Source organism: Shewanella glacialipiscicola (assembly GCF_023283485.1).
Classification (GTDB): Bacteria; Pseudomonadota; Gammaproteobacteria; order Enterobacterales; family Shewanellaceae; genus Shewanella; species Shewanella glacialipiscicola.
This window is the reverse complement of sequence record NZ_JAKILU010000018.1, coordinates 58,397-80,953: the sequence shown is the minus strand read 5'-3', so window position 1 is coordinate 80,953 and position 22,557 is coordinate 58,397. Positions and strand designations below refer to the sequence as shown.

Annotated in this window: 18 protein-coding genes; 12 read left to right on the top strand and 6 right to left on the bottom strand. The window is 44.3% G+C overall.

Annotation, left to right across the window (positions count from 1 at the left end; genetic code table 11):
- Positions 1-278: 278 nt before the first annotated feature.
- Positions 279-1,697: a 30S ribosomal protein S12 methylthiotransferase RimO gene (gene rimO, locus L2717_RS13590; protein ID WP_220775068.1), complete on the bottom strand. Its 1,419-nt coding sequence runs from the start codon at positions 1,695-1,697 to the stop codon at positions 279-281.
- 361 nt (positions 1,698-2,058) lie between these two features.
- Between rimO and L2717_RS13585 the strand changes: the two genes are divergently transcribed.
- The 5 genes from L2717_RS13585 to L2717_RS13565 all read left to right on the top strand — a co-directional run bounded on the left by L2717_RS13585 (position 2,059) and on the right by L2717_RS13565 (position 7,347).
- Entirely contained in the window at positions 2,059-2,772 is a 714-nt protein-coding gene (locus tag L2717_RS13585; protein WP_220775067.1) for an oxidative stress defense protein, read from the top strand.
- A 196-nt stretch (positions 2,773-2,968) separates the two neighbouring features.
- Positions 2,969-3,745, top strand: coding sequence for an EAL domain-containing protein (locus L2717_RS13580; RefSeq protein WP_220775130.1), 777 nt, complete (start codon positions 2,969-2,971; stop codon positions 3,743-3,745).
- A gap of 158 nt (positions 3,746-3,903) precedes the next feature.
- Positions 3,904-4,707: a class I SAM-dependent DNA methyltransferase gene (locus L2717_RS13575; RefSeq protein ID WP_220775131.1), complete on the top strand. Its 804-nt coding sequence runs from the start codon at positions 3,904-3,906 to the stop codon at positions 4,705-4,707.
- A gap of 406 nt (positions 4,708-5,113) precedes the next feature.
- Positions 5,114-5,692, top strand: a complete 579-nt coding sequence (locus tag L2717_RS13570) for a porin family protein (protein ID WP_248938073.1) — start codon at positions 5,114-5,116, stop codon at positions 5,690-5,692.
- Positions 5,693-7,074: 1,382 nt separating this feature from the next.
- Positions 7,075-7,347, top strand: a complete 273-nt coding sequence (locus L2717_RS13565) for a hypothetical protein (RefSeq protein WP_220774957.1) — start codon at positions 7,075-7,077, stop codon at positions 7,345-7,347.
- A 292-nt stretch (positions 7,348-7,639) separates the two neighbouring features.
- Here the strand turns inward: L2717_RS13565 and L2717_RS13560 are convergent, their stop codons facing one another.
- Together L2717_RS13560 and L2717_RS13555 are read right to left on the bottom strand one after the other, a co-directional pair.
- Positions 7,640-8,743 (bottom strand): phosphoribosylaminoimidazolesuccinocarboxamide synthase, encoded by a 1,104-nt coding sequence (locus L2717_RS13560; protein WP_220774958.1) that lies wholly within the window; start codon positions 8,741-8,743, stop codon positions 7,640-7,642.
- Positions 8,730-9,143: a hypothetical protein gene (locus tag L2717_RS13555; RefSeq protein WP_246611802.1), complete on the bottom strand. Its 414-nt coding sequence runs from the start codon at positions 9,141-9,143 to the stop codon at positions 8,730-8,732. Before L2717_RS13555 ends, L2717_RS13560 begins: the two co-directional genes overlap by 14 nt.
- A 177-nt stretch (positions 9,144-9,320) precedes the next feature.
- On the opposite strand from L2717_RS13555, the gene L2717_RS13550 reads away from it, so the two are divergent.
- The 4 genes from L2717_RS13550 (at position 9,321) to nrfD (ending at position 14,318) form a co-directional block, all read left to right on the top strand.
- Positions 9,321-9,938 (top strand): pentapeptide repeat-containing protein, encoded by a 618-nt coding sequence (locus tag L2717_RS13550; protein ID WP_220774959.1) that lies wholly within the window; start codon positions 9,321-9,323, stop codon positions 9,936-9,938.
- A gap of 568 nt (positions 9,939-10,506) precedes the next feature.
- Positions 10,507-12,789, top strand: a complete 2,283-nt coding sequence (phsA, locus tag L2717_RS13545; protein WP_220774333.1) for a thiosulfate reductase PhsA — start codon at positions 10,507-10,509, stop codon at positions 12,787-12,789.
- Between the two features lie 12 nt (positions 12,790-12,801).
- On the top strand, positions 12,802-13,374 hold the full coding sequence (locus L2717_RS13540; RefSeq protein ID WP_076499170.1) for a 4Fe-4S dicluster domain-containing protein: 573 nt from the start codon (positions 12,802-12,804) through the stop codon (positions 13,372-13,374).
- Positions 13,371-14,318, top strand: coding sequence for an NrfD/PsrC family molybdoenzyme membrane anchor subunit (gene nrfD / locus L2717_RS13535; protein WP_220774332.1), 948 nt, complete (start codon positions 13,371-13,373; stop codon positions 14,316-14,318). Before L2717_RS13540 ends, nrfD begins: the two co-directional genes overlap by 4 nt.
- A 105-nt stretch (positions 14,319-14,423) precedes the next feature.
- Here nrfD and L2717_RS13530 read toward each other — a convergent pair whose 3' ends face one another.
- Together L2717_RS13530 and metJ are read right to left on the bottom strand one after the other, a co-directional pair.
- The gene (locus L2717_RS13530) at positions 14,424-15,164 is read right to left on the bottom strand and encodes a sulfite exporter TauE/SafE family protein (RefSeq protein ID WP_220774331.1); all 741 of its coding nucleotides are present in this window, start codon (positions 15,162-15,164) and stop codon (positions 14,424-14,426) included.
- Positions 15,165-15,294: 130 nt separating this feature from the next.
- Positions 15,295-15,609 (bottom strand): met regulon transcriptional regulator MetJ, encoded by a 315-nt coding sequence (gene metJ, locus L2717_RS13525; RefSeq protein ID WP_220774330.1) that lies wholly within the window; start codon positions 15,607-15,609, stop codon positions 15,295-15,297.
- Positions 15,610-15,820: 211 nt separating this feature from the next.
- On the opposite strand from metJ, the gene metB reads away from it, so the two are divergent.
- The 3 genes from metB to metF all read left to right on the top strand — a co-directional run bounded on the left by metB (position 15,821) and on the right by metF (position 20,490).
- Positions 15,821-16,981: a cystathionine gamma-synthase gene (metB, locus tag L2717_RS13520; protein WP_220774329.1), complete on the top strand. Its 1,161-nt coding sequence runs from the start codon at positions 15,821-15,823 to the stop codon at positions 16,979-16,981.
- A 14-nt stretch (positions 16,982-16,995) separates the two neighbouring features.
- Positions 16,996-19,389: a bifunctional aspartate kinase/homoserine dehydrogenase II gene (locus L2717_RS13515; protein WP_220774328.1), complete on the top strand. Its 2,394-nt coding sequence runs from the start codon at positions 16,996-16,998 to the stop codon at positions 19,387-19,389.
- 216 nt (positions 19,390-19,605) lie between these two features.
- A complete protein-coding gene (gene metF / locus L2717_RS13510; protein ID WP_220774327.1) occupies positions 19,606-20,490 on the top strand; it encodes a methylenetetrahydrofolate reductase in 885 nt (294 codons plus the stop codon).
- A 78-nt stretch (positions 20,491-20,568) separates the two neighbouring features.
- Here the strand turns inward: metF and L2717_RS13505 are convergent, their stop codons facing one another.
- A complete protein-coding gene (locus L2717_RS13505; protein ID WP_248938074.1) occupies positions 20,569-22,470 on the bottom strand; it encodes a methyl-accepting chemotaxis protein in 1,902 nt (633 codons plus the stop codon).
- Between the last annotated feature and the right edge of the window lie 87 nt (positions 22,471-22,557).

The window sequence follows — 22,557 nt, the reverse complement described above, 5'->3', positions numbered from 1 at the left end:
TGACGACATTGTTGAGCAGTGTTCCATCGCATGGAATAGCTTCATAGAGAATAAAGAAAGGGTGAGTAAATTGTGCTCTAGACGATGGGCAATTCTGACCAGTTAATTAATATAAATGGTATAAATCATAGGATTAGGCGCTGATATAAATGCAGATCTAGAAGCTGATTAAAGGCATTCGGTACGCTAGTGCGTAAACTGTATTGAATGATAGAAAACAAAAAAGCGAACCAGTGGTTCGCTTTTTTGGTAATAGCATGTCTTATATTAAGACTGGCTTAGTCTTGGGTATCAGCGTCTACCACTTCAGCCCATAGATCGTGCTCATCTGAATGGGTAATGCGCGCGCGCACTAACATGCCGGCTTCAAGCTCCGTTTCACCATTGATAAACACCATGCCGTCGATTTCTGGTGCGTCAGCAAAGCTGCGGCCAATGGCGCCTTCTTCGTCTACATCGTCAATCAGTATATCTAAGGTACGGCCAACGAAACGGGCTAAACGCTCGGCGCTGATTTCGGCTTGAAGTTCCATAAATCTGTGGTATCTGTCTTCTTTCACTTCTTCGCTGATAAGCTCGGCGATAGTGTTGGCGACAGCGCCATCGACTTCTGAATACTTAAAGCAACCAACGCGATCCAGACGAGCTTCTTTTAAGAAATCGAGTAGGATTTGGAAATCTTCTTCAGTTTCACCCGGGAAGCCGACGATGAACGTCGAGCGGATTACTAAGTCTGGGCAGATTTCGCGCCAGCGTTGAATCGCTTCTAATTGACGGTCAACACGGCCTGGACGCTTCATCATCTTCAGGATACGTGGGCTTGCATGCTGCATTGGAATATCCAAATACGGCAGGATTAAACCTTCCGCCATCAGCGGGATCAAATCGTCAACCCAAGGGTATGGGTAGATATAATGCAAACGCACCCAAGCGCCCATTTTACCAAGGTGGCGAGCTAGGCTAGTAATGTCTTGCTTAACGGGCATGCCGTTCCAAAAATCGGTACGACCGCCTTTGTCTTTGCCGTAGGCCGAGGTATCTTGGCTCACAACGAGAATTTCTTGTACGCCAGATTCCACTAAACGTTTGGCTTCATCTAAGATGCTGCCTGCTGGGCGGCTATCTAAGTCACCACGCAGTGAAGGAATAATGCAGAAAGTGCAACGGTTGTCGCAACCTTCTGAAATCTTCAAATAAGCGTAATGCTTAGGCGTTAACTTAACCCCAGTTTGTGGGATTAATGATGTAAAGGGATTGTGTTCTGGCTTAGGCACATATTTATGAACATGCTTTAACACGGCTTCGTAGCTGTGTGGTCCAGTGATTTCTAATACATCTGGATGCACTTCACGGATTTGGTTTTCTTTAGCGCCAAGACAGCCAGTTACAATCACTTTGCCGTTTTCTTCTAGGGCTTCACGTATCGCATCAAGGGACTCTTCAACCGCAGCATCAATAAAGCCGCAGGTATTGACGATAACCAGATCGGCATTGTCATAACTATTAGTCACTTCGTAGCCGTCGATGCGTAATTGAGTCAGAATTCGCTCAGAATCCACGAGGTTTTTTGGGCAACCCAAAGATATGAAACCAATGCGATTTCCAGTAGCAACAGCATTAGTGCTGGCAGCTTCTAATGTTTTTACTGGGATATCAAGCGTGGTTGTTTGCTTGGGTTTAAAAGTTTGAACTGTCATGGTTTCTCGCTGAGGTTTAAAGCAACCTTAAAAAAGTTGGCGGATTATACCTGAAGTGATTAAAAGGTACAGTAAATTTGGCTGAAAAGTGTACAGTTGAGTGGCGAGTATATGAAGTCGTCTTTAGCCCTATTTTGTGTATGGATATAAGAATAAGCGCTGGTGCAGCATCGCAGCGTTGGGGCGCACTAAAAAATATAAATGTTTTTTATCAATATTTGTTATAAACATTAACCCTTTTGATTTTGCCCTGCGTTTATAGGGAAGTATCAGGATTAACGGTGAAGGTTGGTATCCGGTTTCTTGTTTTCGCTATCCCATGTTAATGCTGGGATTTTAGATATTATTTTTGGAGTCAGTGATGAAGCAATCCTTTTTAGCAGTATTCGTGGCCGGTAGTTTATTTTCTAGCATGCTGATAGCTCCCGCTGTACTGGCAGCAGAAGTTGATTTTCCACACATTGAAACACTGGGCGTCAGTCAAATTCAAGTCGAACCCGATATGGCCGATTTGACGGTAGAAGTGTCCGTTACTGAAAAAACCGCTAAAGCCGCTAAAGATAATTCTGATGCCGCTGTGGCGAAGTTTATCGCTCGGCTTACTGCAGCTGGTGTGACTAAAGATCAAATTCAGAGTGCCAACTTAAATCTACAACCACAATACATATATGTGCAGGATAAAGGGCCTGAACTGTCGGGTTACACTGCCAGTCGCCAAATTACCGTGACAATAACAGACTTAAGTCGACTGAATACTATTTTAGACTCGGCCTTAGAAGAGGGTATGAATCGGGTAAATAATATTGCTCTAAAGTCGAGTAAAGAAGCTGAATATGTTGCCAAGGCTCGCCAAGCCGCGATTGTTGATGCTAAACAAAAAGCTGAGTCTTTGGCTAAAGGCTTTGGTGAAAGTCTTGGTAAAATTTGGCAAATCCGCTATTTCGATCAACGTCCAGTGCAACCTGTCATGTTGCGTATGAATGCTAAAGCTGAAGCCATGGGGACGACTGAGAGTTATCAATACGGTCAAGTGAGCATTGAAGATAGAGTCGAAGTGATTTATAAACTGAAATAGTAAATAAAGAACGGTTATTGATATGGGCGAACCACGTAGGTTTGCCCTATCTCATTTACTTAGTTTTCAAGCTTGATTTGTAGATGTTTTTATTAATTTTTTATTTGTCAGTTAAATTGCAATGATGGAGTATAAAACTGGCAAAATTAACAATTTATCCTCACACTAACTAGCTGCCATATTAAGGAGACCGTTTATGGATTTTCCCGCACGTATAAAACAACAAACTTGCATGGATTGCTTAAGTGGCAAGTCGCTAGGATTTGAAATTAGAATGGCATTCCAGCCCATTATTCATTGGCCGAGCCGGCAAATCCATGGTTATGAAGCCCTTGTCAGAGGCTCTGAGGGTCAGGGCGCCGCGTGGGTATTTGAACAAATCAATGATGACAATAAATATTACTTTGATCAGGCTTGCCGCGTTAAAGCGATAGAAACGGCTTCAAGGCTGGGACTCGATAAGATGCTCAGTATCAATTTTTTACCTAATGCGGTCTATAACCCTGAAACCTGTATTCGCGCAACCATTGAAGCCGCTGATATGTATGGCTTCGATATCCGAAAAATCATGTTTGAAGTGATTGAAGGCGAACAAATTGTTGACCTTAATAAATTGATCCGTATTTTTGAAAGTTATGCCAAACGTGGATTTATTACGGCTATTGATGATTTTGGTAGTGGTTATGCAGATATCAGTTGGCTGGAAACCTTACGCCCACACGTATTAAAATTGGATATGAATTTAATCCGCGATATTCATTTAGAACCCGCTAAACAGTTAGTCGTTGAAGATATTTTACGTATTTGCCTTGAGCAGAACACCACAGTATTAGCTGAAGGCATTGAGATTGAAGCTGAACTTAATTATCTCGCTGCCATTGGGATTGAATATTTTCAAGGCTACTACTTTGCTAAACCGCAACTTGAGCATCTGAGTACTTATGCTGAGCTCAACTTCCATGCGCTAACGTAAAATGCGTTAGCTCTTACTGTAGCGAGGCACTTAGATTAAGATGTATTCCATCACCGCGACTTGTGCTGTAACTGACGATTGGCAATTGGTTGTTTCTGATGTGGTCGAACTGATATATCATGCGCCACCTCAAATTGCCCCGTGAATGTTCCGCTACTATGTCTTCTAACGCGCTCTATACCGATTTATCCGCTTATTACGATTTAATGTGCAGCGATATCAACTATCAACAGCAGAGTGCTAGCGTTCATCGTTTACAACAATTCTTAGGTAATAATGGCCATCAGCACCTTGATTTAGCCTGTGGCACGGGTCCGCATGTACGGCATTTTATCGACTTTGGCTACCAATGTAGCGGTTTAGATATCAACCAGCCTATGCTTGATATGGCGATGCGCCGTTGTCCTGAAGCGCAGTTTAACCTCCAAGATATGACCACTTTTTACCTTGAACAGCGCGTCGACCTGATTACCTGTTTTTTATATTCTATCCATTACAGCCAAAGTATTGAGCGCCTTAAAAGTTGTATTGCCAGCGTGCACAGTGCGCTCAACGACGGTGGTTTATTCTGTTTTAATAGTGTTGATAAACACAAAATCGATAACACCACTTCGGTTAAACATTTTACCGAGTTTGCAGCTCATCATTTTGCTTTTGAGTCCGGTTGGCATTATGGCGGCGAAGGCGAGCAACAGCATTTAAAATTGAATATTGCCAAAAGTCGCCAGCCGTTTACGGCTAGTCTAGCAGACGCTTTACCACTATTTGATACACCAGATGCAGGTTTGCAAGAGATTGAACTATGGCAAGACCAACATACCATGGTCGCCACCAGTTTTACTGAGTTACAGCAATTGTTAGCCCCTTATTTTGACGTACATATTTTTGAACATGATTATGAAAAAATCGTGCCGTGGGATTGTGTATCCGGTAATGCATTATTTGTTTGCGTGAAGATTTAATCTTCTTTTGAAGGTTTGACAACTGGATATAGCTTGCTCGTCAGTTAAATAAAGAGTTATGCCTATTTATTATTTATATTATTTCATTAATATAAATGATAATTAATATAGTTAAATGTAACTTGTTTGTTGCGTTGCCATTTTACCTCGGAAATAGTTACAAATGCATAGGCAATAAATACATTTAGACAGCGTTTAGTCGCGATAGCGTTATATGATTATGAGACTAATATAGGTCTTGGTAAATGTTTCCTATTTAATTTATATTATATATTTTTTTATTATAATCATTTGATTTCCTTTGTTTTTTGTTTGGCTATTCTTTTTTGTAAACATTAGTTAATTAAGTTTGGCATTACTCTTGTATTGTATCTAGTGTATTTAAATAATTAACAAGGAGTTCTTTATGAAAAATAAAATTCTAACTTTAGCTGCTGTGATTTCTTTAGCCTCTTTTAGTGTATATTCTCATGCTGATAACATGAGCAACAGTGATGCCGCAGAAAACGGAATCTATGTCGGCGCTAACTACGGTTATTTAAAAGTCGATGGCGATGATGATTTTGATGATAATAGTGATGTAATGCAGGGCCTTGTGGGTTATAAGTTTAATAAATACCTTGCTCTTGAAGGTAGTTACATTAACTTTGGTGACTATGGTAATGGTTTAGCAAATGCCGAAACCGATGGTTATACGGCAGCTATTAAAGTTATGCTTCCGATTGCTGACCGAGTAGAGCTATATGCTAAAGGTGGTCAGTTATGGTATTCGACAGATTATGACGTCGTCGGTTTTTCTGGTAATGACGATGGCGAAGGTGTATTCGCCGGTGCCGGTGTGGCATTTAAAGTCACAGATCGATTTTTAATTAATGCTGAGTACACTTGGTATGATGCAGATATTAATGTTGATAATGTAGCCAATGGCGGAAAAACAGATACAGACTTTAATCAAGCGAGTGTCGGTGTTGAATATCGCTTCTAATGATTAGTCTTTTGATACTTATAATTTAAGTATTAAGGCGTGACACTCTCAGTGTCACGCCTTTTTTATTTTTATTTTTATTTTGATTTTATTTGTATTGTAAATTTTATTTGGTTTCACTTATTTTAAATAAAGATCAAAGTCGTGGGGCTTCCCCTTTAATGCTCCATGACCGAACTCATACACTTTTTATTAAATCAAGAGGTCTATTCGCCCTGCGGCAACTCAGAGGGGAGGTGAGCTTCTGTCGCCGCAGTGTTGGCCTTGCTAAACCTGAGGTGACCATATATGTCCTTCTTTGTCTGTCATTGCGGCCTTACGGCTGAGGTGAATCAAAGTCGTGGGGTTTCACCCCACACCCGACCAAAAGGGGAAAAGCGCCTGTTCCCCTTTTGGAAATCCCCCGGCGTCCCTAGAGAAGTTACATGCATTGATTAGTGGCTTCGTGCTTATTCGAAAATAGCTAACGCTTCCGATGGATCCGCTTTACATCCATGTAAAGCCCCCCAGTTCGGCAGTCCCTGCCTCTCGCTCATAAGCGCGAAAATCACCGATTTTCATTCGCCCCTTCCCCCCGAAAGCTACGCAGACGTCCTGTCTGCGTCACGCGATTTTCTTCAACGCTCTTCAGCAACTTCGCAGGGAAAGGTGTATTCCTGCGAATTATGTGTTGTCTGTGAGTTCTTTAAAGAAAAAGAGATCGCCTGTCCCATCTTTTTAAAAGCATTCACGTAGCAACGTGTACTGATGTAGAGATACAAACGTTATATTGGAATAAAGTCGTATTTCCTAAGCTTAGGCTCAAGGATAGAAGTAAATATTTACATGGATTGAAATATGAAAGATGGAATAGTTGCATTTAAGCTTATCTCGAGCTTAATCATCACTCCCATACAAAGCTGTGTACGTTATGTAAAACCGCTTTTTTATGTAACTTGGATTGTGCGAAGTCTTTTAGATGCTAAAAAGTCGGCGATTAATATTTTCAATTTGGGCGCTTGAACATCCCTCACATATATTGAAACCAGCTTGGTTATTAATTCAGCAGGTTAGCCATTGCTAACGCCAAAAGTTATCAACAAGATGTCCCCTAAATTCAGACTTGCAAATAAGGAAGAACCTCACTATCTTGTGTCTTAGCGAAAAAAAAACACTATATATAGTGCTTTTTTGCTGATGGATAGCGACTAAGGTACATGTAACACTCCACATGTTAATGAACCTTAGTCACAAGGATGTATACCGCAAGGCGATTTACTTGGTTTACTTAGAAGGTTAACGGGATCCCGTTGTTGGTACTATAGGATATCGCTTTAGACTCAGCAACACCCTAAGCAAGTAATTCGCCTTACATTGAAAACTTTGTTTAGGAAAAATATATTATGACCCAAATTAATATGGCTCATTTGAGTGAACGTTCTACCTCTGGCAGCAAAATTAATTTTGCTGTTTTTGAAGCAAAACCAACTAGCGGCAATAATGCAGCTTTACTTCACCAACTTACACAGGCTGCAAGAGCCTCTGGTTTAAGAGTTGACCAATCTGCACTAGCGTATAAATTAGGTAGCCGAGTAATGTTTGAAGGTGATCCAAATTTGGTAAAATATCTTGCTAAAGGTTGGTACCCTCAATGGACGCATAGTATCTCAATCTAACTGGGATTATTAATGGGTTTTAACGAGCTATCCATTGTTAATTTTGCAAAGTGTATGCTTGTGAAAAGGCATACAGATTGCTAGATGGGTTGGCGGGATTAAGCATTGGCATGTAAGTGACCGTTGACGGCATGGATGCCGTCGTTGAGCCCTCATGGATGAGTTTATGGCGTGTCACTGGAATGACAGTGCTTAATTATCAGCGATGTATTGGTTAAGTTTGTGAATGACTTAAACAAAAAGGCGCCTAAGCGCCTTTTCTATTTAAGTTTTGATAAAAACCAAAATCTGATTAAACAATCAAATGATACTCATCTTTGAGTATCTTAATGATATCTGCCTTTGGATTCGCTGGCAGCGGGATTGGAGCGCCAGTCACTTTCTCGGCAACGCCGGTGTAAGTGCGTGACACTTGCATCATGGCCTCAAGTGGGAGGTCATTGTCGCGGGCGAGGGCTTCACGCTCTGGCATTCTGTCTTTATTTAGCAGTACATCAGGATCGGGGAAATGAGTTAGCAGAAATTGGCGGAAACCCTCTTTAGAGTTTTCTAAAATCTTGCCATCGCGGTAGGCGGCGCCGTCCCAAATACGTGATGAGTCTGGAGTACCGACTTCATCCATATAGATAAGTTTTGAATTACCATCTTTGTCGGTGACATAGCCGAACTCAAATTTAGTGTCGACAAACACTTGATCAATGTCGACCAGTGCTTTTGATATCACCTTAAAACCATCTTTTAACAGCTTCTCGTACAGGTCAATATCAGCAAGCTTTTCAAAGCCAAAGGCTTGGTAATTGGCTTCGATGTCGGCTCGGCTGATGTTCACATCATCTTGGGCGGGCACGCCTGGGATGCCGGTTAAAATGCCCTTAGTCGATGGGGTGATTAACAGCTCTGGTAGCTTTTGATCTTTTTCTAAGCCTTCTGGCAGTGTAATGCCGCAAAATATCCGTTCGCCTTTTGAATAAGCGCGCCACATTGAGCCGGTGATGTACTGGCGACAAATGGCTTCAACTTTAATTGGGCGGGCTTTTTGTACTATCCATACGAACGGGTGTGGGATATCTAAAATATGGCTGTCGGCTAGGCCATTTTCGGCGAACAGTTTAAACCAATGATTAGAAATCGCGTTTAATGCCGCGCCTTTACCGGGAATACCTTTGAGGCCGCCTTCACCGTGGAAGATACAGTCGAAGGCCGAGATACGGTCGCTGATCACCATGATGGCGAGCGGAGTATCTTCAGGGACGTTGTAACCCTTAGTAGTAATTAAGCGGCGACTGTCAGCATCGGTGAGCCAGTAAACGCTGCGAACCTTGCCGCTGTGGACTGGGCTGTCGGTGCGGATAGGCAAATCGTTATTGATGGCAAGTACGGAATCAGCAAGACTCATGACGAGTATTCCTTAGGGTAGAGAGTGTAGGGATTAGGTTTTTATAAGTATCGGTTTGCAGATGGGCAGTGGCGTAAGCAACAGCCTGATTCATTGCAACCGCTTTATTATTTGCGCTTGGCTTAGGGCGTAAAGCGCTGAGCCAGTTTGCGGGATTTGATGTTAAATTTTCAGCAGTAATAATCTTATTAGTGAGCGGCATTTGAATGGTGTCTGCAGGAGATAATGCTTGAGGAAGAACAAACGCAAAGCAAGGTTGGCACCACATTGAGCGTGGTTCGCAGGGGGCGATTGCCGTAGTATTTTGCTCGAAAATGCTCACCATTAATCCGAGATAACCTTGTTTTAGACTGCCGCTAAAAAGTGGCAGCATTTTACCTTTTTTGACCAAATTTGCCACGGCTATTTATGTGGATGTGTGCGTTTTACAAGATAATTAGGCTATATCGTTAAACATTTCATCGGGTAAAGTGACTTAATAGCATAAAGCGGTTGTATGATGGCGTGGAGATAGTCACACTTAAAATCATCATGGATTAAATGACTAAAATAAATAATATCAAGAGGATAGGCTGATATGTCGCCACTAGTAGGGCCCAGTGTGGCTTTTAAGGGAAATGATTTTTTATCAAAACACTTTAATGGTTTGTCCGAAATAGCACAGGAGTGGCAAGGAATAGAGTTTGAAGATTGCTGCTTTCAAGATTGTCATTTTAGCGAGAGTATTTTTCGTAAGTGTAAGTTTATCGATTGCCGCTTTGTGCGCTGTAACTTGAGTTTAGTTAAAGTGCCTCAGTGTCAGTTTAGCGGGGTAGAGTTTGAAGAGTGTAAATTAGTTGGCATAGATTGGACCCGCGCCGCATGGTCGCGTTTAGCCTTTGCTGCGCCATTTTCTTTTAAACAATGCATCTTGAATGACTGTTCCTTTTTAGGTTTGTCATTAGATGAAATCATCATTGAAGAATGCAAGGCCCATGATGTGGATTTTCGCGAGGGCAGTTTCAACCAAGCTAATTTCACCTACACGGATTTTAGTCATAGTCTGTTTGGTCGTAGCCAATTACTTGAAGCCGATTTTAGTGAGGCTTCCCATTACGATATCGATATTTTTAACAATAAAATTAAAGGTGCTAAATTTAGTCGCGACGAAGCGATTTGCCTACTTAATTGCCTCGATATCGAGCTAATAGATTAGTCTACGGTTTGTTACTTTATTGTTAGTATATCTCAATAGCCGTTTGATTTCGTAATACCGCCTAGTTTTACTAGGTGGTATTTTTTTGCTTGTTTTTTCCTCATCTGAGTCGTTGTCGGCTTTATTTTTTTTGGCTAGTGCTGGCTTAAAGCGCTACAGGCGATTAACGGCTTAGCTGTACTCTTTTAAGTTATTTTTTGATGTATTTTAATATGTTTTACTTATTCAAATATATCTAAAATAAAGCAATGTATTGATATTAATGATATTTCTATAGTGCCACTCGAAAGTCTGTTTTTCCTACCGTTGATCTTATTCACGTATTTTTAGCCTTTTTTTTAATTTTAGTTGCGACAGATCACAGTCAACTTGCTGATGTGGTTTACCACAATATCCGCCTACCTCTTTTGGAATAACAATAACTGTGAAAATCCGCAGTGGATTCAATTTGTAATCCCAAAGATATAAAAATATTGAAATGAAAAAGTAAAACAAAAATTAGTCAGCGAAGCGTAATGCGTCATCGCTAATCTGCGATACGAGTGGAATGAGTGTGATGGAGGTAACTATGATTGGACTTAACAGGCGGACCTTTTTAAAGGGAGCGGGGGCAAGCGGTGCAACGTGCGCGTTAGCCAGTTTGCTGCCCGGTAGCTTAGCCGCATTAGAGAATAAGCATCTAAAGGGCATGGGCAAAGATATTGCCAGTATTTGCGAGATGTGCTCGACCCGTTGCCCGATTTCGGCGCGGGTAATTGAGGGTAAAAACGTCTTTATTAGTGGTAATAAAGCTGCTAAAGCCTTTGGCGGTAAAGTGTGTGCCCGCGGCGGCGCAGGCCATAGTTTATTGTACGATCCGCAGCGTATTGTTAAACCGTTAAAGCGGGTTGGCGAGCGTGGCGAAGGTAAATGGGCCGAGATTAGTTGGGATGAAGCCTACCGTTTAATTGCGGATAATTTAAATAAAATCAAAAAAGAATATGGCCCAGAGGCTGTGGCGTTCTCGTCTAAATCTGGCTCACAAGAAAAGCATTTGTTTCACCTCGCGACCGCTTTTGGTAGCCCCAATACTTTTACCCATGCCTCGACTTGCCCCGGTGGTTATGAGATTGCCGCTAAGGCCATCTTTGGTACTAAGGTTAAGCGCGATTTAAGTAATTCAAAATACATCATTAACTTCGGCCATAACCTGTACGAAGGCATCAATATGTCCGAAACCCGCGGCATGATGGCGGCGCAAATGGACAAAGGTGCCAAGCTGGTGGTGTTTGAGCCAAGATTCTCCATTGTGGCTGATAAGGCTGATGAATGGTACGCCATTCGCCCCGGAACTGATGTGGCCGTCGCCTTGGCGTTATGCCATGTATTAATTGAAGATAATCTTTACGACAAGGCATTTGTCGCGCGCTATGTCGAAGGCTTTGAAGCCTTTGCCGCTGAGGTTAAAGCCTATACCCCTGAATGGGCTGAAACGATTTCTGATGTGCCAGCTAAAGATATTCGCCGCATTGCCCATGAATATGCCGCCAAGGCGCCCCATGCCGTAGTGGATTTTGGTCACAGAGCTACCTTTACCACCGAAGAGTTTGAGATGCGCCGCGCCTTGTACGCCGCTAACGTCTTGATTGGTAATCTTGAATGTAAAGGCGGGATTTATATCGGCCAAAAACCGGCAGATTACAACAAACTCGCTGGCGAAGATGTAGCCCCCGTACTTGGTAAACCCGGCATAAAAGATATGCCTAAACCTCAGGCTAAGCGTATCGATCAGGTGGAAGAGCAGTACGCCATGATGTGGACGTCAGGCGGCGTGTATCAAACCATTCTCGATGCGACATTAAGTGCTGTGCCTTATCAATTACACGGCTGGGTGATGTCACGCACTAACCCAATGCAAACCCTGACCGACAGAGCTCGGGTGGTTGAAACCTTGAAAAAGCTCGACTTTGTGGCGGTGTGCGATGTGTACATTAGTGAAACCGCCGCTTATGCCGACGTGATTTTACCTGAATCGACCTATCTTGAACGCGATGAAGAAATTGCCGATAAATCGGGTAAAAACCCTGCCTATTATGTACGCCAACGAGTTGTTGAAACCTTAGGTGACACTAAGCCCTCTTGGCAGATATTTAAGGATGTTGGCGTGGCGATGGGTCTTGGCGAGTTTTATCCATGGGATAACATGGAAACATTGCAAATGCTGCAGGTTAACCGCGATACAGACCTACTGCGACGCATTAAAGACGAAGGTTTTGTGAGCTTTGGTAAACCGCTAATGCTACGCGATGCCAAAATGGTGGCTGATTTTACTAAGGCTTATCCAAGCGCGCGGCCGATGGACGATGATGGTACTTACGCAAGTGCACTGACCTTTAAAACACCCAGCGGTAAAATTGAACTGAGTTCTGCCAAAGTTGAAGCGATGGCGCCGGGGCGCGGGGTGATTAAGTTTCGCGAAGTGACACTTAAAAAAGCAGATGAGTTGTACTTTATCCAAGGCAAAGTGGCGGTGCATACCAATGGCGCAACCCACAATGTGCCTATGTTGGCGAGCTTGATGTCGGATAATGCCGTATGGGTTCACCCTGTTACAGCGGGCAAGTTAGGGATCAGCAATGGCGACCCAATCCGGCTTACCAGTAGTGTGGGCACTGAAGAAGGCCATGCCTTAGTCACGCCGGGTATTCGCCAAGATACCGTGTTTGCTTATATGGGCTTTGGTTCTAAAAACAAAGAGTTGGTTAGAGCGACAGGCAAAGGTATCCACTGCGGTAATTTACTTCCCCATGTTACAGCTCCCGTGTGCGGTATGACAGTGCACACCACGGGCGTCACGCTGGCAAAGCGCTAATCGGAGGCTTAAATGAATAAACGATATGTAATGGTGCACGACGAGAATAAGTGCATTGGCTGCCAAGCTTGTAACGTGGCGTGCCGCAGTGAAAATGGTGTACCCGAAGGCGTAACCCGTCTACAGGTGCGTGTTGAAGGGCCGTTTGGAGAAATGCCTAATCTACATTTTAAATACCACAGAGTATCTTGCCAGCAATGTGAAGATGCACCTTGCGTAAAGGTGTGCCCAACGGGCGCGGCCTATGTGGGTGAAGACGGTATTATTTCTATCCACACCGATAAGTGTGTCGGCTGTATGTACTGCGTGGCGGCGTGCCCTTATAAAGTACGCTTTATGAACCCAGAAACCAAGGCGGCGGATAAATGCAACTTCTGCAAAGACACCCGCTTAGCGCGTGGCGAAGAACCAGCCTGCGTAACGGTATGTCCAACTGATGCCTTAGTGTTTGGTGATGCCAATGATCCACACAGTGAAGTGGCCATCATGCTCAACACTAAAATAACCTATCAAGATAAAACCCATTTAGGCACTAAGCCTAGGGTTTACCGCGTTCCTACCAAAAGAGGGGGGATTGGATTATGAACAACACTTGGGGCGATATGGCGCAATATGATCCCGTCACTTGGCACTGGGTCATCGCCGTCTACTTGTTTATGGCGGGTTTATCTGCCGGCAGTTTATTGATTGGTATAGGTTTACGCTGGGCGAATAAGGAGCTGAGCGTCGGTGCAGAAAGCAGTATTCTCAAAGCGGCGGCCATTATTGGTCCTGTGGCGATTAGCTTAGGCTTGGCTTGCTTAGTGTTTGACTTAACCAAGCCGTTCCACTTTTGGCTGATTTTAATTCACTATAACTTCCAATCTGTGATGGCGATTGGGGTGTTAGCGCTACTGGCTTATTCGCCCTTAGCTTTCGCCTATGCGGTGATAGTGTTGCGTGATGACTTACCCAAATGGGGTTTGGGTTTTCTCGCCCCCGTTGCTAAGTTACTGATGCCATTTCGAAAGCTGATTGAAGTGCTGCTGTTTGTCCTCGCGATTGGCGTTGGTGCTTATACTGGCTTTTTAATTTCGGCGATGAATGCTTACCCAATGCTCAATACTGCGGTATTACCGGCACTGTTTTTAGTGTCAGGTTTATCGGCGGGAGCCGCGGCCAATGCGCTATTGGCATTAGTGATGTTTAAAACCGATAGCCACGATAAAACCTTAGTCAAGATGCACGGATTAGAGTTGCCCGTAATGGCGATTGAAATCTTGTTCCTGTTCATGCTGTTCTGCGCCTTGTACTTTAAAGGCGGCGCGGCGGCTGCGGCGTTAGCATCGTTAAGCTCAGGTTTATGGGCTAGCGTGTTCTGGGTAGGCGTTGTTGGAATTGGCTTTGGTATTCCGCTGCTGTTTATGCTGTTACCTGCTGCAACTCGCCACACTAAGGGGGCAATGATTATGGTGGCGTGTGCTAGCTTGACGGGTGTACTCGCCTTAAGGCACTTTATTGTGTACGCAGGGCAAAGCTATTTAAGCTGAGTGTTAACGTGATTTAGATATTGATAGATAAAGAAAAGCACTGATAATATCAGTGCTTTTTTATTACCAGAATGCAAAGGTATTTTACCTGTAAAGGACAGCTTATTAGGCTAATAGCTCAATAACAGATTTCACCGTTAATACTAAGGCGCTGATACTGCAAAGAATCAAAGTCGCCATTTTAGTCTTATCTTTGTCGACTCGGCCCACTAATCGCCCTGCGACCAAATAACCTAAAATCACCGAAGGTAGTAACATTAACGACAACCACAGATGCTTTAATTCTAATAAGCCAGTGATAGCCAAAATAGCCATAGCGATGGCGGAACTAAAAATAAAGAAGGCTGATAGGGCTGCGCGAAACTGTGAGGCATCTTTACCTGCTAACAGTATCGCCATTGGTGGGCCACCAATGGCGGCGATATTACCGAAAATTCCTGAGATTACCCCCGCACCGAAAAGCGTTTTTTTATTCACAGGCAGGCTAAATTTGTACAGGCTAAGAATAACCGCTACCGTCACAATGGTGGCAATGGACAAACCTAATATTGGTTGCGGTGCAAACAACAACAGGCTCGCGCCGATAAAGCCACCGGGCACTCGGCCGATGAGAGCATATTGCAAGCCATTGAATTCTAAATTGCCACGCTCGCGCATTAAGGTCAGTAGGGCGATAGTGAACCCCATCGCGATCACAGGACCAGGTACGAGCTGCGGATCGACAATATACAATAACGGGCTGGCGACAACCGCAAGGCCAAATCCAATCAAACTCTGGGTTATGGCACCAAGAAACACTACCACCGAGGCTAAAATAAGTGTTTGTGGGTCTATCATTGAAAACATAGGATTCCTACATACTCAAACACTCTTCAAGATGTTGAAACATGTATCTTGAGGATATTTGGGTATAAACAAAAAGGGATCGATAACGATCCCTATTGATGAGTACTGTGATCCTGAATGCGATGAGTCGCTATTCCATATCTTCCCACTCGATTCCCATTTGATCCATCAACAACTTGGCTTCAGCAGGAATACTATCGGGACTGTCTTTTGACAAATCTTCATCATTCGGCAATGGCTGGCCGGTATAGGCGTGCAAAAATGCCTCACACAACAACTCGCTGTTGGTGGCGTGACGCAAATTATTGACCTGACGACGAGTTCGTTCGTCCGTAAGGACTTTAAGCACTTTGAGCGGAATAGACACAGTAATTTTTTTTACTTGTTCATTCTTCTTGCCATGTTCAGCATAGGGGCTGATGTATTCCCCATTCCATTCAGTCATTGACTCACCTGTTATAACGCTAAATTCGGGGCAGATTTTAAACCCTTACCAACAACAGTCAAATTATTGCGACTATTTCTTTGTGATGCAAATAGATTTCTTTATGTTTAGACGTCTAAACGTCTTTAAATTGATTGACGATAGCGTTGAGCTTAGGTACCTTTAGACGTCCAGACATCTCTATCTGTCTACCGAATTTAGGAGCCCATCCATGGCAGAACGTCAATTAGCCACACTGGCAGTGCGTCAGGGTATCGAAACTGATACTCAATATGGCGCAGTAGTGCCACCGATTTATTTGTCGACTAATTACGCCTTCGATGGTCATAAAAATCCCCGTGAATTTGATTACAGTCGTTCAGGTAATCCTACTCGCTGTATTTTAGGCGATGCGTTAGCGCAATTAGAACATGGCGCCACAGGCATAGTAACTTGCACAGGAATGGCGGCTATCACTTTAGTCACCACCTTGCTGGGGCCTGATGACTTATTAGTTGTGCCCCACGATTGCTACGGCGGCTCGTACCGTTTATTTATCAACTTAGCCAAAAAAGGCCAGTTTAAGCTAATTGTGGTTGACCAAACGGACAGCCAAGCGTTAGCGATTGCGATAGCACAAAAACCAAAAATGGTGTGGCTCGAAACCCCATCGAACCCATTATTGCGCGTGGTCGATATTGAAGCCATTGCCAAATTAAGCCACGACGTTGGCGCGCTGGTGGTGGTCGATAACACCTTTTTATCGCCGATATTGCAACAACCCTTACAGCTTGGCGCTGATATCGTGATCCACTCCACCACTAAATATATTAATGGTCACAGCGATGTCGTTGGCGGAGCCGTGGTCACCAAAGATGCACAAATCGGTGAAAGCTTACATTGGTGGTCGAACACGTTAGGCTTAACGGGGTCGGCTTTTGACAGTTACTTAACCCTGCGCGGTCTGCGTACTTTAGCGGTACGTATTCGTGAGCATCAAGCCAATGCGCAGCGTATTGTTGCCGTGTTAACCCAAAGCCCTGTGGTGAGCAAAGTCTATTATCCTGGTCTTGTGGATCATCCCGGCCATGCAATTGCAGCCAAGCAGCAACAGGGCTTTGGCGCTATGCTAAGTTTTGAGCTCAAGGGTGGCGAGGCCGAAGTTGTGGCCTTTTTAGGTGCGCTCAGTTTATTTAGCGTGGCAGAAAGTTTAGGTGGTGTGGAAAGTTTAGTGGCAGTGCCTGCGACTATGACCCACAGAGCCATGGAGCCGCAGGCGCGTTTTGAGGCTGGCATAAAAGAGACTCTATTGCGTCTGTCAGTGGGGATTGAAGATGCCGCTGATTTAGTTGCAGATATTCAAGCAGGACTTGTCGCAGCTGCGGCTTGTTAGTAGAGGAATAATCGATGGCACGTTGTCACTTACACAAATTTGGTGGTTCCAGTTTAGCGGATGCCGATTGTTATCGCCGAGTCGCCCATATTCTATTAACCCACGGTCATAGCGATGATTTAGTGGTGGTGTCTGCGGCGGGTAAAAGCACGAATTTCTTGTATAAATTACTGTCGCTGCGTGATGCAGGACAATTATGGCAAGAAGAGTTACAGGTCTTAATCAGCTACCAACAAGGTTTAATTGAGCAACTATTATCCAGTGAGCAAGCCCGCGATTTACGTGAGCGTTTAAGTACCGATAGATCGCAATTAGTGACCCTGTTATCTCTTGAACAGCATAACGAATACCAAGTGAATTATGTGGTCAGTTTTGGCGAGCGTTGGTCGGCTCGTTTGATGGCGGCGCTGCTACGTGAATCTGGTGTGGCTGCAAGCCATGTGGATGCCTGTTCCATTTTAATTGCCGATGAAGCCGCAGTACCGCAAATTCGGCTGCAGGAATCCCGCGCTAAAGTACACGCATTATTAGCAGCGCACCCAAATGAACGACTAGTTATAACAGGGTTTATTTGCGCCAACGAGCGTGGTGATACGCTATTACTTGGCCGTAACGGCTCAGATTTTAGCGCCAGCCTGATTGCTAGCCTTGCCGATATTGAGCGGGTAACCATTTGGACCGATGTAGAAGGGGTGTTCAATGCTGACCCGAATAAGATAAACGATGCTAAGTTATTGAAAAGCATGTCACTTGCCGAAGCCGACCGTCTAGCGCGTTTAGGCTCGCCAGTATTGCATTGCCGCACTTTGCAGCCGCTATTTAATACCGAAGTGAGTTTAGCGGTGCGCTCAAGTTATGCCTCGCACACTGATTTTACCTTAATCGCGCCCCACAGCTCGTCGGCGAGTGCACCGGTAGTCACTAACCTCAATACTGTGGTGCTATTTGGTTTTAAATTTACTGGCAAGTTAACTCATTTATTAGATTTATTGATAGCCGCGGGTTTAACACCATTGGCTCATTGGACGTCTGCCCATCAAAGGGTGGAGCTGGCCTATACCGCTGAAAATCAAAAACAAGTTCAAATATTACTCGATGCCGAGGCACAAGCATTAGGGATCAGCGATCAGCAGATCAACACAGATCTCGGCCTAGTGGCATTAGTCAGTGCTGATGCTGAGCATTATCGTCGCAGTTTTGCTCGCTTACTGAGCCGTGACGCTAAACCTTTGTTTAGTGGTGACTTAAGTTTGGTGACTTTGGTACCACAGTCGCAGGTCAATCTATTAACGCAAAAGGTGCATCGCCGCTGTGCAGGCCCGCGTAAGCGCATTGGCGTTTTATTGCTGGGTGTAGGCAATATCGGTGAGGCGTGGGTTGATTTATTTAAGTCAGTTTCGCCATCTCTTGACCGTGAACTCGAAGCCAGTGTTGAGTTGGTCGGCTTAGTTAGTTCGAGTAAAGCCTTGATTAAACCCGCAGGGATTAATCTCGCGGCGTGGCAGAGTGAGTTTAATACCGAGGCAACGCCGTGGCAGTACGAGCATTTGTTCGAACAATTAGAACAGGTTAAATGTGATGAGCTGGTGGCCTTAGATATCAGTGCCAGCGCCAGTTTAACGCTGCAATATCCTGAGTTATTTGAGCGCGGCATTCATATTGTCAGTGCCAATAAACTCGCAGGCTCAGGCCCATTGCCTTTCTACCGTGAGTTAAAGCAGCAGTTAGGTAATCGCCGTTTATTTTGGCGCTATAATGCCAGTTGTGGCGCAGGTTTACCTATTCAACATGCGCTCAATGATTTGCGTAACAGCGGCGATAGTGTTGAGGCCGTGGGCGGGATTTTTTCTGGCACCCTGTGTTGGTTATTTGAGAAATACGACACCAGCAAGCCATTTTCTGAATTAGTGATTGAAGCCAGAGGGTTAGGTATCACTGAGCCGGATCCGCGCGACGATCTGTCAGGTCGCGATATGCAGCGTAAACTGCTTATCTTGGCCCGTGAGATTGGCCTTGAAATAGAGCTTGAAGATATTGAACTACGCTCACTCGTACCAGCCGACTTGGCCGATATTCCCTTAGATCAATTTATGGCTCGTATTGGCGAGTTAGATCACGATTTACTGCAGCAATACGGCGCAGCGGCGGAGCAAAATAAGGTACTCAGATACGTGGCATCTTTAGATAACAGCGGCCCAGAGCTTAAAGCCGAAGTCGGTTTGCAATGGATTGATGTCCATCATCCCTACGCTAACTTAACCCCAGGCGATAACGTGTTTGTGATCCGCAGTGTCTTCTACCAAGGTAACCCGTTGATTATCCGTGGACCGGGCGCAGGGCGCGAAGTGACCGCCGCCGCGGTGCAGTCGGATCTGACACAGATCTGTCGCGATCTGCTGCAGGAATAACCCACAATCAACCCTCTTAAAGGACTCCTTCGAGTCCTTTTTTATTGGCTAAAATAAATAGTCGGCTTTAGCGGACAGAAAATACTGAGATGGGCATTTTTTGGCTTGACTTACATCTTAGTTTCTCTAGTATATGGACATGTAGACGTCTAAACGTCCATTTAAACTAATTCATATTAGCAAAGAGTAGCGCCAAGGGCGGTTGAGGAAATACACATGGCTTTTCATCACGCACAACATTCACAGTCGCTAAACCAAAGCTTGTCAGAGCTTAATGGCGATATTAATGTTTCTTTTGAGTTTTTTCCGCCATCGACCCCCGAAATGGAACAAATTTTATGGAACTCAATCCGCCGTTTAGAGCCACTCAAGCCTAAGTTTGTGTCAGTAACTTATGGCGCTAACTCTGGCGTGCGCGATCGTACCCACGGCGTGATTGAACGTATCCAGCAGGAAACTAACCTTGTTGCAGCGCCGCATTTAACCTTAGTCGATGCCAGCGATGAAGAGCTATTAGAACTGGCTAAGCATTACTGGAAATCGGGCGTGCGTGACATAGTGGCGCTACGGGGAGACTTACCTGCTGGTAGCGCAAAACCCACCCGTTTTGCAGCTGATTTAGTACGTTTGCTGCGCTCAGTGGCCGACTTTGATATTTCTGTCGCCGCCTATCCTGAAGTACATCCCGATGCAAATAATGCACAGGCAGATTTAATTAACCTTAAACGTAAGATTGATGCGGGTGCTAGCCGCGCGATTACTCAGTTTTTCTTCGATGTGGAGTCTTACCTGCGTTTTCGTGACCGCTGCGTTGCTGCGGGAATCGATGTTGAAATTGTGCCGGGCATTTTACCTGTGACCAATTTTACTCAGCTGAAACGTTTTGCGGGTATGACTAATGTGTCACTACCAGGTTGGCTACATAAGCAATTTGAAGGTTTAGAAAACGATGCGGGTACGCGCCAATTAGTCGGTGCAAACGTGGCGATTGATATGGTTAAGGTGTTGTCACGTGAAGGCGTGAAAGACTTCCATTTTTATACGCTAAATCGCGCCGAATTGACCTACGCGATTTGCCATACCTTAGGCGTGCGGGTGTAATTTGCTATAGATGCAGGAAATGTCAGATAAAAAAACGCCGCAATAAATGCGGCGTTTTTGTTTTTAGGCGAATAATCGCTAAATCTTAAATTGTGCTAATAGAATTTGTAAACGTGCAGATAGTTGTGCCAGTTCGTCGCCCGCCTGCGCCGTTTGCTGTGCGGCTTGGGTTGAGCTATTGGCAATATCGTTGATGTTATTTACGTTTTGATTAATTTCTGCCGAGACAGCACATTGCTCATTTGCAGCGCTGGCAATTTGAATATTCATTTGGCTAATGGTTGATACTGCGTGCGTTATCGCTTCGAGTGACTCACCGGCTTGATGCACCTGTTCAACACAATTTTGCGTCGTAGTGGTGCTGGTCTTCATAGCGGCAACGGTCGACTTGGCTTTTTGTTGCAAGACTTCAATCATCTGCTGAATTTCAGAGGTTGAGGTTTGGGTGCGACTGGCAAGAGTGCGAACCTCATCGGCCACTACTGCAAAACCTCGTCCCTGCTCTCCGGCTCTAGCGGCCTCAATTGCGGCATTAAGTGCAAGTAAGTTGGTTTGGTCGGCGATATTACGAATAACGATCAATACTGAATCAATTTCAGTGGTGTTCCGCTCTAAATCATCGATTGCGTTGGCCGCATTTGCAATCTCTTCGGCGAGGATGTTAATCGTTGCGACGACTTTTTGTACCACCAATTTACCTTGTTCAGTTGACTCATCGGCATGATTAGCGGCGTCAGCAGCATCGGTCGCGTTTTGAGCGACTTCTTGAACGGTAGCAGCCATTTCGTTCATGGCGGTGGCAACTTGTTCAGTTTCGAGATACTGACGATGCGCCATTTGCTGGGTTTCTCGCGTAATCCCCGACATTTCTTCGGCCGAGGTTGCCAGTAAATTCGTCGAGTCAGAAACCTGCGAAACGGTAGAGTGGATTTTTTCGACAAAGCGGTTAAACGCCTGTGCTAATTCGGCAATTTCATCTTTGCTTGTAATAACCATTCGACGTGTTAAATCGCCTTCTCCTTCAGCAATATCATTCATGGCAGCGGTTGTTTCTGCGATAGGGCGAGTAATACTTTTAGCGATAAACCAAGCGATACCTGTACCGACAAAGAGTGCGGCTAAACCAATTAGTAATAGCTTTAAACGAATATTAGCAATGGCTCGCTCGGTGTGGCTTCTGTCCATTGCAATATCAAGTACTCCAAATATTTGCCCTGAGTAATCTTTTATGGCGTGACGATATAGCGCGTAAGATGTGTTATTTAAGGTGATTTTTCGGCTGACTTTGTTGCCTTGCATGACCGCTTTAAGCTCACTTACTGCTTGAGTATCTGGTGTAAATGTAGCGCCAAAGGGTTTGAATCCATTACCTTCGGGTAATAACAAAGCAATATCTGCTTGATAGGCCTGTTTAAAGTTATCAAAGAAAGGTTGCCCAAATGACATGCCTAATTCGACTGAGCCAGTATGGTTCCCCTGATAATTCATCGGCACTAAACCACGAATACCTAAGCCTTCAACACCGTACTCCAGACCGCTTAATGAGTGTTTTTGCGTATTGGTTTCAACAATTGTTTTACGGATAGCGCTGAGATCATCGCCAAATTTCTCTGGGCGGTGTAATCGTAAAAAAGAAGTGGCGGGTGAGGTGTGAAATTGAAATTGTTGTACGTCAAATTCTTGCTTCAATTGTTTAAATATTGGCAAAGTGCGCGCAGCAAGTGCATCACGGTTTTGTTCAGCAAAGTCGCTTTGAATTTCAGGTGTTAATGAAATAATTGTTGCCATTGCCTGCGCAAGCTTGCCTGACGAAGTAATTTCAGCAACGGCGGTTTCATATAACTTTTGTAGTTCTCGTTGTTCGGACTTTTCAACCTGATTGCTGAATTCTGACAGTACGAACGGCAAGATAAATCCCATCATTGCTAACAATAATAAGCAGATACCAATTACGATCCTCGAACTAATTTTTAGGTTTATCACGGTAAATTTCCCAGTTGGATATATCAATCTTATTTACTTGCCTGCAATTATAAGGATGCATCAATTGCAGATTTACGATGGCAT